Here is a 13172-nt window from a genome sequence, read left to right on the forward strand (position 1 = left end):
CCTGGTCGGACTAGGAGTGAAAGCTGTCGGTCAGCCGGTTGAACGCCGCCCAAGCGCGGTCGGCGGCGTCCGGATAGGACAGGATGCGGCTCATCCAGTTGTAGGACACCAGGATGCCGAAGACCTCCTGGGCGACCTGGAAGACGTCGGTGTCTTCGGTGAACTCGCCCTCGGCGACCGCCGTGGCGGCGACCCGGGCGAGGGATTCGATGAGGAGGCGCTGGCTGCCGACCATGTGGTCGTGCAGCGGGCCCGTCATGTCGTCGAACTCGGCGCTGGCGGCCAGGAACAGGCAGCCGCCGGGGTGGGAGTACCACTCCATCCAGTTCTCGACGATCGCCTGGAGCCGCGCGATGCCGCGGGGCTTGGCCAGCGCGGGCCGGAAGACCTCCTCGGCGAACTGCTCGGCGTTGCGCTCCATGCACGCGAGCTGGAGCGCCTCCTTGGACTTGAAGTGGGCGTACAGGCCCGACTTCGACATGTTCGCGGCGGTGGCGAGGGAGCCGATCGTCAGGCCCGAGAGCCCGCTGAAGCGCGCCATTCTGACGGCCTCGTCGAGGATGGCCTGCCTGGTGAGTTCGCCCTTGCGCACCCCGTAAAAATAGCACGACCGTGCTTGAAAAATCCAGACCCGTCACGCGGCCGCGTACAGCGCGGTCGTGAACTCCACGGTCATCCAGTTCGAGGAGGTCTCGGCGGTGACGGTGGTGACCTCCGCGAGCACCAGCTGCGCGCTCTCGGTGTACAGGCACAGCATCATGCCCGTGGTCAGCGGCGCCGCGCCCGGGTCCCACGGGTCCACGGTCCAGTTCAGCGCCGGATACGAGCCCTCCAGCTCCGCCCAGCACTCGTCCGGCGTCACCGCCGCGTCGAAGAACGTGCCCGAGGACGAGGACGGCGTGTACAGGACGTTCGTCAGTCCCGTGTTGGTCGAGTAGTCGATGTCGCACGGGTTCAGCACGAGGTCGGTGTACGAGTACGGCTCGTCGGTCGTGTTGTAGCCGTAGTAGATCGACCCCGTCGTGGTGATGTCGTCGAAGTCCACCTCCTGGTACTGGCAGGTGCTCGCCGAGTCGAACGTGGTCGTGAGGCTGACCGTGTGGTCGGCGTAGACCTCGCTCCAGGAGCCCTCGGCCGCGGCCGTGGTCTCCTCCTCCGCCCCGGTGGTCTCGGGCTCCTGGTCGGGCGTGGTCGCGTCCTCGCTCGGGTCGTTCGAGGAGACCGCGCGGGTCGGGTCGTCGTCCGGGTCGTCGCCGTCTTTGTTGAGGAACCACACCAGGCCGCCTACGAGCGCGATGACGAGGACCGCGGCGATCACGGTGATGCCGACGGCCGCCGCGTTCGAGGAGGGCTGCCGGGGCCCGTACGGCGGCGGGGCGGCGTAGACGGGCTGGCCCGGGTACTGCGGCGGCGCGGGCGGGGCCGTGTACTGCATGCCCGGCTGGGCCGGGAACTGCGCGGTCGGCGGCAGTGCGGCCGGCGAGGGCGCGGCCGGGTACTGGCCCGGGGAGACCTGGCCGGGCGCGAAGCCCGGGGCCGGGGACAGCGGCGGGGCCGCCGGCGGCTGGTACGGCGCCTGCTGGGTGTACAAAGGCGGCGAGGTCACCGGGCTCGTCGGCGGAGCCGATGCGGGCACGGCCGACATCGGGTACGCCGAGGCCGGTGCCGCGGGCTCGGCGCTGGGCACCGAGTACTGGTCGAAGGCCGACGCCGGGGCGCTCGGGGGCACCGGAGGCGCCGCGGCGGCCGCCTCGTCCACCAGGGTGGTGGAGACGCCGGCGTCGCCCAGGAGGCTCGAGAGCTGCCGGCGCTGGCGCTCGGCCAGGGCGTTGACCGAGTCCGGCCAGGGGCGCGTGGAGGGCGCGACGGGGCCGATGAGGGACGTCAGTTCGGCCGGGGTGGGCCGGGCGCCCGGGAGGCGCACCAGGCAGCGCTCGACGATGGCGCGCAGGCGCGGCGAGAGCGCCCCGAGGTCGGGCTGGGACCGGACGACGTTGTTCAGCGTCTCCAGGGTGGAGGCGCCCGCGAAGGGGCTGTGGCCGGTCGCGGCGAGCACGAGGACCGAGCCGAGCGAGAACACGTCGCTGGCGGCCGACACGGTGCCCGACTCGGCCTGCTCGGGCGACATGAAGCCGGGGGTGCCGATGACGCCGCCGGTCTTGGTGAGGTTCGTGTCGGTGATGCCGTCGGCGGCGCGGGCGATGCCGAAGTCGATCACGCGCGGGCCGTCGGCGGCGAGGATCACATTGGCGGGCTTGAGGTCGCGGTGGACCATCCCGGCGGAGTGGATCGCGGCGAGCGCGGAGGCGAGCCCGGCCGCGAGGCGCAGGACCGTGGCCTCGGGCAGCGGCCCGGCGGACTCCACGACGTCCTTGAGGTTGGGGCCGACCAGGAACTCCGAGGCGAGCCACGGGACCTGGTCGTCGGGGCCCGCGTCGATGACGGCCGCCGTGTACGCGCCCGCGACCTGCTTGGAGGCGGCGACCTCGCGGCGGAACCGCGCCCGGAACTCCTCGTCCTCGATGAGGGCGGCCGCGATGAGCTTGACGGCCACGGGACGGCCGTCCGGGGCGCTGGCGAGGAAGACTCGGCCCATGGCGCCGCGGCCGAGTTCGGCGATGGTCCGGTAGGGACCGATCCGTTCGGGATCGCCGGGAGCCAGGGACTGCATTGGTGCCTCCGTGAAGCGAGGGGCGGGCGGTGACCCCATTCTATTGCCGTTCTGCCAGCGTGCGGTGCCCGCGAACGCGGGCCCCGATGGGACACAAGCGGATCAGCTCACGCGAAAGGGGCCGTTCCGCCGGTGCGGAACGGCCCCTCGAACGGGTGACGGGACCTAGCTGCAGCCGCTGGTGGCGCCGCAGCCCTCGCAGGCGTAGCAGGAGCCGGCCGGGCGCATCTTGGTGCCGCAGTTCATGCACAGCGGCGCGTCGGCGCTGCGGGCCTGGGCCGAGGTGAGGATGTCCAGACGGGACTTCTTCGACTCGACCTGGACCCGCTCGGCCACGGCCTCCACGACACCGGCCTCCTCGGCGGCCTCGATCGGCGCGGAGGCGCGGAGCGCGTCCAGGTCGACCTCGGGCTGCCCGACCTTGGCGGGGTCCTCGCCGTTGAGCTCGGCGGTGCGCTCGGCGGTGGTGAGGATGCCGATCGCGGCCCGCTCCTCGTACGGCAGGTAGTCCAGGGCCAGGCGGCGGAAGATGTAGTCGACCACCGAGGAGGCCATGCGGATGTCCGGGTCGTCGGTCATGCCGGCGGGCTCGAAGCGCATGTTCGTGAACTTCTCGACGTACTTCTCCAGCGGCACCCCGTACTGGAGCGCGATGGAGATGGAGACCGACAGCGCGTCCATGACGCCCGCGAGGGTCGAGCCCTGCTTGGACATCTTGAGGAAGACCTCGCCGAGCCCGTCGTCGGGGTAGGACGAGGAGGTCATGTAGCCCTCCGCGCCGCCGACCGAGAACGAGATGGTCTGGCTCGGGCGCTTCTTGGGGAGCTTGCGGCGGACCGGGCCGTGCGCGGCGACGGTGGCGACCGCCTGCTCGACGGCCTCCTCGACCGCCTGGGCCACTTCCTTCTTCTTCGCGGAGAGCGGCTGGCCGACCTTGCAGTTGTCGCGGTAGATCGCCAGGGCCTTGAGGCCGAGCTTCCAGCCCTGGAAGTAGACCTCCTCGATGTCCTCGACGGTGGCCGACTCCGGCAGGTTCACGGTCTTGGAGATCGCGCCGGACAGGAACGGCTGCACCGCGGCCATCATGAGCACGTGGCCCATGGGCGCGATCGCCCGCTCGCCCATGGCGCAGTCGAACACCGTGTAGTGCTCCTCGCGCAGGGCGGGGGCGCCGACGACGTGGCCGTTGTCGGCGATGTAGTCGACGATGGCCTCACGGTCGGCGTCGTCGTAGCCGAGGCGGACGAGGGCCTGCGGCACCGACTGGTTGACGATCTCCATGGAGCCGCCGCCGACGAGCTTCTTGTGCTTGACGAGCGCCAGGTCGGGCTCGATGCCGGTGGTGTCGGCGTCCATCATGAAGGAGATGGTGCCGGTCGGCGCGAGGACGCTGGCCTGGGCGTTGCGCCAGCCGTTGGCGGCGCCGATCTCGTTGCCCTTGGCCCACTCGGACTTCGCGGCCTCCAGGACGGTGGCGTCGACGTCGCCGAAGGTGGTGACGGCGTCGGCGGCCGCGGCGTGCTTGGCCATGACGCGCTGGTGCGGCTCGGCGTTGCGCTCGTAGCCGGCGTAGGGCCCGACGGCCCCGGCGATCTCGGCGGAGCGGCGGTAGGAGACGCCGGTCATGAGCGCGGTGATCGCGGCGGCGAGCGCCCGGCCCTCCTCGGAGTCGTAGGCGTAGCCCGAGGTCATGAGCAGCGCGCCCAGGTTCGAGTACCCGATGCCGAGCTGGCGGTAGTCGCGGGTGGTCTCCCCGATCTTCTCGGTCGGGAAGTCCGCGAAGGAGATCGAGATCTCCATAGCGGTGATGACGAACTCCACGGTCTTCGTGAACCGGTCGACGTCGAAGGAGCCGTCCTCGCCGAGGAACTTCATGAGGTTGAGGCTGGCGAGGTTGCACGAGGAGTCGTCGAGGCTCATGTACTCCGAGCACGGGTTCGACGCGTAGATGCGGTCGGTGTTCGGGTTGGTGTGCCAGTCGTTGATGACGTCGTCGTACTGGATGCCGGGGTCGGCGCACTCCCACGCGGCCTGGGCCATGCGGCGGAAGACGTCGCGGGCGTCGCGGCGCTCGATCTCAGCGCCGGTCTGGCGCGCGGTGAGGGCGTAGTCGGTGCCCTCCTCGACGGCCTTCATGAACACGTCGGAGACGCGCACGGAGTTGTTGGCGTTCTGGTACTGGACCGAGAACATGTCCTCGCCGCCGAGGTCGACGTCGAAGCCGGCGTCGCGCAGGGCCCGGATCTTGTCCTCCTCGCGGGCCTTGGTGTCGATGAACGCCTCGATGTCGGGGTGGTCGACGTCGAGGACGACCATCTTCGCGGCCCGGCGGGTGGCACCGCCGGACTTGATGGTGCCGGCGGAGGCGTCGGCGCCGCGCATGAAGCTGATCGGGCCGGAGGCGTTGCCGCCGGAGGAGAGCAGTTCGGCGGAGGCGCGGATCTTGGAGAGGTTGACCCCGGCGCCGGAGCCGCCCTTGAAGATCATGCCCTCTTCCTTGTACCAGTCGAGGATCGACTCCATGGTGTCGTCCACGCTGAGGATGAAGCACGCCGAGACCTGCTGGGGCGCGGCGGTGCCGACGTTGAACCAGACCGGGGAGTTGAAGCTGAAGTACTGGTGCAGGAGCAGCCAGGTGAGCTCGTCGGCGAAGACCTGCGCGTCCTCGGCGGTGGCGAAGTAGCCGTACTTCTCGCCGGCGTTGTGGTAGGCGTGCACGACGCGGTCGATGACCTGCTTGAGGCCGGTCTCGCGCTGCGGGGTGCCGAGGGCGCCGCGGAAGTACTTCGAGGTGACGATCTGGGTCGCGTTCTGGCTCCAGAAGGCCGGGAACTCGACGCCGCGCTGCTCGAAGTTGATCGAGCCGTCGCGCCAGTTCGTCATGACGACGTCGCGCGACTCCCACTCGACCTCGTCGTACGGGTGGACGCCGGGGGTCGTGAAGACCCGCTCGACCGTGAGGCCCTTGTCCTGGAAGGTGGTCCCGGTCTTCCCGGCGGTCCTGGCGGCCGTTGCGGCCTTGGTGGTCTTCGGCATGTTCCTCGCCCCTGTCTGCTCATGCCTGGTTGTGTGGGAATCGGTTGTTGCGGGGGTGGTGCGCTAGCCGCCGCTGCGGGCGGCGTGCTCCTTCCGGAGCTGCGCGATCGCGGTCTCGAAGTCCTCGAGGGATTCGAAGTCCTGGTAGACGCTGGCGAAGCGCAGGTAGGCGACCTCGTCGAGCTGCCGGAGCGGCGTGAGGATCGCCAGGCCGACCTCGTGGGCGGGCACCTCGGCGGCGCCGGTCGAGCGGATCTCGTCCTCGACGGCCTGGGCCAGCTTGGCGACGTCGTCGGCGTCGACCGGGCGGCCCTGGCAGGCCTTGAGGACGCCGCTGGCGACCTTGCCGCGGCTGAACGGCTCGGTGGCGCCCGAGCGCTTCACGACGGCGAGGATGGACTCCTCGACGGTGGTGAACCGCTTCTCGCACTCCTGGCAGACCCGGCGGCGGCGGATGATCTTGCCGTCCTCGGCCTCCCGGGAGTCCACGACCCGGCTGTCGGGATGGCGACAGTAAGGGCATCGCATTTCGCTAGTCTCCTTCTACGACCATCGTCTCGCGGACCACCGACACTCGGATCGCCGCCCGGTTCACGCGCCGGGGTGCCAGTCTGCCTCGTGCCGATCGGGCATTCGCAGGGAACCCCAACACCTAGTGAGAGACGATACATCAAACCACAAGATCTAGTGCCAAGAATACCGCAGAACGCGGATGAACGGCCGCGGGCGGGCGCGGGGGCGGGACGCCAGTCAATCAGACCGCCGCGTATTATCGTTCACCCGTTCGGGTGAATACACCTCGAAACACATTCCTACCAGCGCGGCGACACGCCGACGTCGCACGAATGTTTGACTAGAACCCGCACGTGAGTTACATTGTCGGAATCAGACATACCGTCCCATTTGTCTTACAGGAGCCTCCTGTGGCTAGCGAGACCACGACATCCCGGCCGAAAACGCGCAAACTGACGCGTCGGCAACAGCAAGTCCTCGAGTACATCGAAGAGTTCATCAACAACAAGGGCTACCCCCCGAGCGTCCGCGAGATCGGCGCCGAGGTCGGGCTGGCCTCCGCCTCCTCCGTCGCCTACCAGATGAAGCAGCTCGAACGGAAGGGCTACCTCAACCGCCTGGCCGGCCGGCCGCGCGCGGTCGGGGTGCGCCAGTCCACGCCGGGCGGCGTCCAGACCTGCTCCCAGCACCCCCGGCCGCGGTACGTGCCGATGGTCGGCGAGATCGCCGCGGGGCAGCCGATCCTGGCCGAGGAGCGCGACTACGACGTCATGCCCCTGCCGGCCGAGTTCGTGGGCGAGGGCGTCCACTTCCTGCTGCGCGTCAAGGGCGACTCGATGACCGAGGCCGCCATCACCGACGGCGACTGGGTCGTGGTGCGCCAGCAGCCCGACGCGCTCAACGGCGAGATCGTGGCCGCCATGATCGACGGCGAGGCCACGGTGAAGACCTGGAAGCGCAAGAACGGCAAGCCGTGGCTGCTCCCGGCGAACGCCCTGTACGACCCGATCGACGCGAGCGAGGCCGAGATCCTCGGCCGCGTGGTCGCGGTGCTCCGGAAGATCTAAGCGGGGCACGACCTGCCCGCAAGGAGCAGTCGAACGCCAATTACATTGCGCGCCTAGCGGTTCCGACCGTAAGTCGTGCCGCTGTCAGGCGGGCCCCAGTAGCCTTCGTCGGCCTCCGGGGTCCGTTCGGCGTTCCCGCCCCCGTAGACACCGCCCTGCTGGTGCTGCGGACGGGGCGCCCCGCCTCCGGCGCCGTAGACGCTCCCCCCGGCGGGAGCCGGGCGGGCCTGGCCGCCGTAGACGTTGCCCGAGGGCTCCTGGCGGGACGCGAAGGACTGGCCGGGGCCGGGGCCCGCGTTGTCGTAGACGCTGCCGTGGCCGCCGCCCTCGAACGCCCCGTACTGGGGCTCCTCGCGGCCGCCGTGACCGCCCCGGCCCGCGGGGGGCTGCTCGCGGCGAGGACCGCCCCCGTAGACGTTCCCAGAGGGCTCCTGGCGGGCGGGACCGCCGCCGTACACGTTCCCCGAAGGCTCCTGGCGCGCCGGGGCGCCGCCGTACACGTTCCCGGAGGGCTCCTGGCGCGCCGGGGCGCCGCCGTACACGTTGCCGCGCGCCACCTGGCCCAGGTCGGGGTCGGGCTGGCCGGACTCGATGCCGAGGTCGACCGGGTCGTCGTCGCCCAGGAAGTCCTTGCGGCCGTAGTCGGAGTCGTCGCGCGGACCGGGGTCGCGGTCGTCATCGCCGTCCTCGTCGGCGCCGCCCTTGCGGTGCTTGCGGATGACCACGATGCCCAGGACCATGACCAGCATGCCGAGGATCGCGATGGCCGCGAGGATCTTCACGATCGTGCCGAAGCCCAGGCCCAGCACCCAGTCGACGAACGAGCCGCCCTCGTCCTCGGCCGCCGCGTCGTCCCCGCCGCCCTCGTCGGCGGGCTCCTCCTCGGCCACCGGAGCGGCCGGGGTGTAGCCCATGATGACGGCGGGAGCCGCGTCGTCGCCGGTCTGGGCGACGGTGATGAAGTTGCCCTCGGCGTCGTAGGCGATGTCGCCGCCGCCGTCGTCGAGCGGCGTCACGCGGGGATCGGCGCCGGTCATCGACGCGACGGCGTCGCCGTCGGCGACGTCCCACTCGAACGCGGAGTCGCTGGTGCGCAAGGCGACCTTGGCGCCGTCGGCGCTGATCGCGGCGCCCGTGACCGAGCCGGCGCCGTCGGGCAGCGCCACGGTCCCGGCCAGTTCGAGCGGGGTGCCCTCTTCTTGCCCGAGTCCGTCGGACTTGTAGAGCGGGGCCTCGCCCTCCTTGGAGGCGATGAAGAGCGGGCTCCGGTCGGGGAGCAGGAGGAACGCCTCGGCGTCCTGCGGACCGTCGGGGTAGATGTAGCGGGTCATCACGAAGTCGGCGGCGTTCGAGGTCGAGACCTGCGTCATCGAGACCTGCTCGCGGTCGCCGTTCGGGTCGCCGATGTCGGCGATCCACAGGAAGTCCTCGCTGAGCGTCATGTCCTCGGGGTCGATCGGGAGCCAGTTGATCGCGAGGCTCCCGGCCTCGGTGTCGCGCACGTTGCAGTCGCCGCCGACCTGGCGGATCGTCATCATGCCGTCGGTCTGCCCGTTCCCGTCCGGCAGGACCCACCAGCCGTCGCCGTCGGCGGCCGCCACGACCGAGGTCGCGTCGGCGACCCGCGAATCGTGAATCTGGCACAGCTCCGTCCCGCTACCGGACTCCTCGTCCTGGGCGTACACGGGGGACGCGGCCGTTGCCAGGACGAGCACTCCGGCCGTCCCGGCGACGAGCCGCGCAGGCAGGGGCCGACGGCCCACACGGCGCTCTCGCATCACGCAAGTGTTCCAGAACACGCCATGTCAGCGGAGGGACCCCCATGAGACATGTTCAGGACCACTGCGATTCAGTCCGTTTCCAGGACGAACGCTCGCAATTCTCCGGCCAGCGCATCGTCCACACGGGCCGTGATGACCGTGCCGTCACCTCGGTGTTCGGTCGTCAGCACCTCACCGCGCGAACGCAGGCGCGAAACCAGGTCGCCGCGCACGTACGGGATGCACACCGTCAGCGTCGTGTTCGGCTGCGGCAGCGCGTCCTCGATCGCGTCGCGGAGCTTGTCGATCCCCTCGCCCGAATGCGCCGAGACGAACACGGCGTCGGGCCAGTCGGAGCGCAGCTGGAGCATCGTGTCCGGGTCGACCAGGTCGAGCTTGTTCACCACGACCAGCTCGGGGATCTCGTCGGCCCCGACCTCGGCGAGCACGGTGCGGACCGCCTCGGCCTGGCCGAGCGGGTCTGGGTGCGAGCCGTCGATGACGTGGACGACCAGGTCCGACTCGGCGACCTCCTCGAGCGTCGACCGGAACGCCTCGACCAGCTGGTGGGGCAGGTGCCGCACGAAACCGACCGTGTCGGTCACGGTGTACTCGCGCCCCTCGGAGGTGCGCGAGCGGCGCGTCGAGGTGTCGAGGGTCGCGAACAGGGCGTCCTGGACCAGGATGCCCGCGCCGGTGAGGGCGTTGAGCAGGCTCGACTTGCCGGCGTTCGTGTACCCGGCGATGGCCACGCCAGGGACCCGGTTGCGGGTGCGCGAGTCGCGCTTGGTCTCGCGGGTGACCGTGAGCTTCGCCAGCTCGCGGCGGAGCTTCGCGACCTTCGCCCGGATGCGGCGCCGGTCGGTCTCCAGTTTCGTCTCACCGGGGCCGCGCAGGCCCACGCCGCCGTTCGAGCCGCCCTGGCGGCTCATGGCGTCGCCCCAGCCGCGCAGGCGCGGCAGCAGGTACTGGAGCTGCGCGAGCTCTACCTGCGCCTTGCCCTCGGCGCTCTTCGCGTGCTGCGCGAAGATGTCGAGGATCAGGGCCGTGCGGTCGATGACCTTGACGTTGACGGCCTTCTCCAGGGCGATGAGCTGGCCCGGGGAGAGCTCGCCGTCGGCGATCACGGTGTCGGCGCCCAGCGCCTCCACGGTGTCCTTGAGCTCCTTGACCTTGCCGGAGCCGATGAAGGTGCCGGCGTCGGGCTTGGAGCGGCGCTGGATGAGGCCGTCGACGACCTCGGAGCCGGCCGTCTCGGCCAGCTGGGCCAGCTCGTCGAGGGAGTTCTCGGCCTCCTCGATGCTGCCTTCGGTCCAGACGCCGACCAGCACGACGCGCTCCAGGCGGAGGCGCCGGTACTCGGCGTCGGTGACGTCTTCGAGTTCGGTGGAGGCGATGCCGGAGACCCGGCGCAGCGCCTGGCGCGCCTCCAGGTCCAGCTCGCCCGTCGAGGGGGCGTCGGAGGAGAGGTCTTCGCGGGTGTTCTCGTACTGTTCTCGCATCACCACAAGCTTGACACGCACGGGCCCCGGCGGCGAGCCGATATCGCGCACAGCGAACCGCGTCGATCCCTCCCGCACCGCGGCGCAGTGGCGGACCCCCTGGCCAGCGCGGGTCAGGGGCGGGCGCGTCCCACACGGTGGCATCATTCAAGGCATCCGTCGGCGCACGCACACGACGTGCCGAGCCGGGCGTCCACAACGAAGTGCACATCAAAGGAGCGGCATGAGCACTGCCCGCCTTCCCAGCGCAGGGTTCTCCATCACCGTCCGTCTGGCCCTCTCGGCCGACCCGGGCGCGGCCGGGCGCCTCGCCACGGTCGTCGGGCAGGCCGGGGCCATCGTCACCGCCCTCGACGTCGTCGGCTCCGACAACAAGCGCATGACCGTCGACCTCACGTGCGACACCTCCGACGCGGCGCACGCCGAGCAGGTCACCCACATCCTCGAGGCCATGCCGGACTTCGATGTGAAGAAGGTCTCCGACCGGACCTTCCTCATGCACCTCGGCGGCAAGATCGAGGTCGCCCCCAAGGTGCCGCTGCGCAACCGCGACGACCTCTCCATGGCGTACACGCCCGGCGTGGCCCGCGTGTGCATGGCGATCGCCGAGAACCCCGACGACGCGCGCCGCCTCACCATCAAGCGCAACACCGTCGCCGTCGTCACCGACGGCTCGGCCGTCCTCGGCCTGGGCAACATCGGGCCCGCGGCCGCGATGCCGGTGATGGAGGGCAAGGCGGCCCTGTTCAAGAAGTTCGGCGACGTCGACGCCTGGCCGGTGTGCCTCGACACCCAGGACACCGACGAGATCGTCAACATCGTCGCGGCCCTGGCGCCGACGTACGGCGGCATCAACCTGGAGGACATCGCGGCGCCGCGCTGCTTCGAGATCGAGGCGCGGCTGCGCGAGCGGCTCGACATCCCCGTCTTCCACGACGACCAGCACGGCACGGCGATCGTGGTGCTCGCGGCGCTCACCAACGCGCTGCGCGTGGTGGGCAAGGACTTCAAGGACGTGCGCGCCACGGTGGTCGGCTGCGGCGCGGCCGGGACCGCGATCATGCGGCTGCTGGAGAAGGCCGGGATCGGCGACATCATCCCCGTCGACCGCGACGGCGCCCTGCACGCCGGGTTCGAGACCGGGAACGAGACGTGGAAGTGGCTCGGCGAGCACTTCAACAAGACCGACTACTCCGGTGACCTCTCCGGCGCGGTCGAAGGCTCGGACGTGTTCATCGGCGTGAGCGCGCCGAACATCCTCAAGGGCTCCGACGTGGCGAAGATGGCGAAGGACCCGATCGTGTTCGCGCTGGCGAACCCGGACCCGGAGATCTCCCCCACCGAGGCGGCGCGGTACGCGGCGATCGTGGCGACCGGGCGCTCGGACCAGCCGAACCAGATCAACAACGTGCTCGCGTTCCCGGGCGTGTTCCGGGGGCTCCTCGACGCGCAGGCGCGCGACTGGAACGACGACGCGGCCCTCGCGGCGGCGACCGCGATCGCCGACTGCGTCGGCGAGGACAAGGTCAACGCGACCTACATCGTCCCGAGCGTCTTCGACCCCAACGTGGCCCCGGCGGTCGCGGCGGCGGTCAAGCGCGTGATGCGCTAGCGAGGCGAGGAGCGCCCCCGGAAACCTGCGGCTTCCGGGGGCGCTCGCGTTGTCTCACACTTTCGGGCGACAAGACCGCTGGCCACGGCGATTCCTGTCGGACCCCCGGGAGAGGATCGCACCTATATTTCCCCTGGGAGGGTGGGGGTTTGGGATGGTAATACTCCTAGCCCACCCACCCACGCCCTTCGGGCGGAGCGCGTCATGCGCCTCAGGCGCGGAAGACGCCCTCGGCCACGATCACGGCCGGGCCGGTCATGTACAGGGTCTCGTCGGTGACGGTGATGGTGAGGGTCCCGCCGGGGACGTCCACTCTGCACGTCCCGGTGTCGAGCCCGGCGTGGCTCAGCGCCACCGCGCCGACCGCGCACGCGCCGGTGCCGCACGAGGCGGTCTCGCCGACGCCGCGCTCGTGGACGCGCATGCGCACGTGCGGCGCGGTGCCGGTCACGAACTCGACGTTGACGCCCTCGGGGAACAGCGCGGCGTCGTAGCGCGGCTGGTGGAACAGCTCCAGCGCCTCCAGCTCGGCCTCGTCCCCCAGGTGGCACACCAGGTGCGGGTTGCCCATCGAGACGACCTGCCCGGGCCACGTGAAGCCCTCCACGGACGCCTCGGAGGTCGCCCCGAAGACCGCCGAGCCCATGTCGACGCGCAGCTCGTCGCCCTCCACCGTCACGGTCTTGATCCCGGCGCGGGTCGACACGGCGACCTCCGGGCCCTGCGCGAGGCCCTTGTCCAGCAGGTAGCGGACGAAGACGCGCACGCCGTTGCCGCACATCTCGGCGATCGAGCCGTCGGCGTTCCGGTAGTCCATGAACCACTCGGCGCCCGGGTCCTCGGAGGGGACCACGCGCAGCAGGCCGTCGCCGCCGATGCCGAAGCGCCGGTCGCACATGGCCGCGACCTGGGCGTCCTTCAGCGGGAGGGCGTCTTCCAGGTCGGGGACGATGACGAAGTCGTTCCCGGTGCCGTGGCCTTTGGCGAACTCGATGGTGGTCACTTGGCAAT

The 13172-nt window shown here is 70.7% G+C and carries 9 protein-coding genes; 2 read left to right on the plus strand and 7 right to left on the minus strand.

Features of this window, described 5'->3' with window-relative positions; translation table 11 throughout:
• Window positions 1–10: 10 nt before the first annotated feature.
• From BLS99_RS18825 to nrdR, 4 genes are all read right to left on the minus strand, one after another.
• The gene (locus BLS99_RS18825; RefSeq protein WP_091053148.1) at window positions 11–592 is read right to left on the minus strand and encodes a TetR/AcrR family transcriptional regulator; all 582 of its coding nucleotides are present in this window, start codon (window positions 590–592) and stop codon (window positions 11–13) included.
• Between the two features lie 42 nt (window positions 593–634).
• Window positions 635–2671: a serine/threonine-protein kinase gene (locus BLS99_RS26370; protein ID WP_176953436.1), complete on the minus strand. Its 2037-nt coding sequence runs from the start codon at window positions 2669–2671 to the stop codon at window positions 635–637.
• Window positions 2672–2836: 165 nt separating this feature from the next.
• Entirely contained in the window at window positions 2837–5707 is a 2871-nt protein-coding gene (locus BLS99_RS18835; protein ID WP_091053150.1) for a vitamin B12-dependent ribonucleotide reductase, read from the minus strand.
• A gap of 63 nt (window positions 5708–5770) precedes the next feature.
• Window positions 5771–6235, minus strand: coding sequence for a transcriptional regulator NrdR (gene nrdR, locus BLS99_RS18840; protein WP_091053152.1), 465 nt, complete (start codon window positions 6233–6235; stop codon window positions 5771–5773).
• Window positions 6236–6630: 395 nt separating this feature from the next.
• On the opposite strand from nrdR, the gene lexA reads away from it, so the two are divergent.
• Window positions 6631–7287, plus strand: coding sequence for a transcriptional repressor LexA (gene lexA, locus BLS99_RS18845; protein WP_197717131.1), 657 nt, complete (start codon window positions 6631–6633; stop codon window positions 7285–7287).
• Window positions 7288–7340: 53 nt separating this feature from the next.
• On the opposite strand, the gene BLS99_RS18850 is transcribed toward lexA, so the two are convergent.
• Window positions 7341–9065 (minus strand): hypothetical protein, encoded by a 1725-nt coding sequence (locus BLS99_RS18850; RefSeq protein WP_143034867.1) that lies wholly within the window; start codon window positions 9063–9065, stop codon window positions 7341–7343.
• 71 nt (window positions 9066–9136) lie between these two features.
• Window positions 9137–10549, minus strand: coding sequence for a GTPase HflX (gene hflX, locus BLS99_RS18855; protein WP_091053157.1), 1413 nt, complete (start codon window positions 10547–10549; stop codon window positions 9137–9139).
• Window positions 10550–10772: 223 nt separating this feature from the next.
• Here hflX and BLS99_RS18860 point away from each other — a divergent pair, with 223 nt between their 5' ends.
• Window positions 10773–12161 (plus strand): NAD-dependent malic enzyme, encoded by a 1389-nt coding sequence (locus BLS99_RS18860; protein ID WP_091053159.1) that lies wholly within the window; start codon window positions 10773–10775, stop codon window positions 12159–12161.
• Between the two features lie 211 nt (window positions 12162–12372).
• Here the strand turns inward: BLS99_RS18860 and dapF are convergent, their stop codons facing one another.
• Window positions 12373–13155 (minus strand): diaminopimelate epimerase, encoded by a 783-nt coding sequence (gene dapF, locus BLS99_RS18865; RefSeq protein ID WP_091053538.1) that lies wholly within the window; start codon window positions 13153–13155, stop codon window positions 12373–12375.
• Between the last annotated feature and the right edge of the window lie 17 nt (window positions 13156–13172).

Origin of the sequence: Glycomyces sambucus, from assembly GCF_900102815.1 — a bacterium.
Lineage (GTDB): Bacteria > Actinomycetota > Actinomycetes > Mycobacteriales > Micromonosporaceae > Glycomyces > Glycomyces sambucus.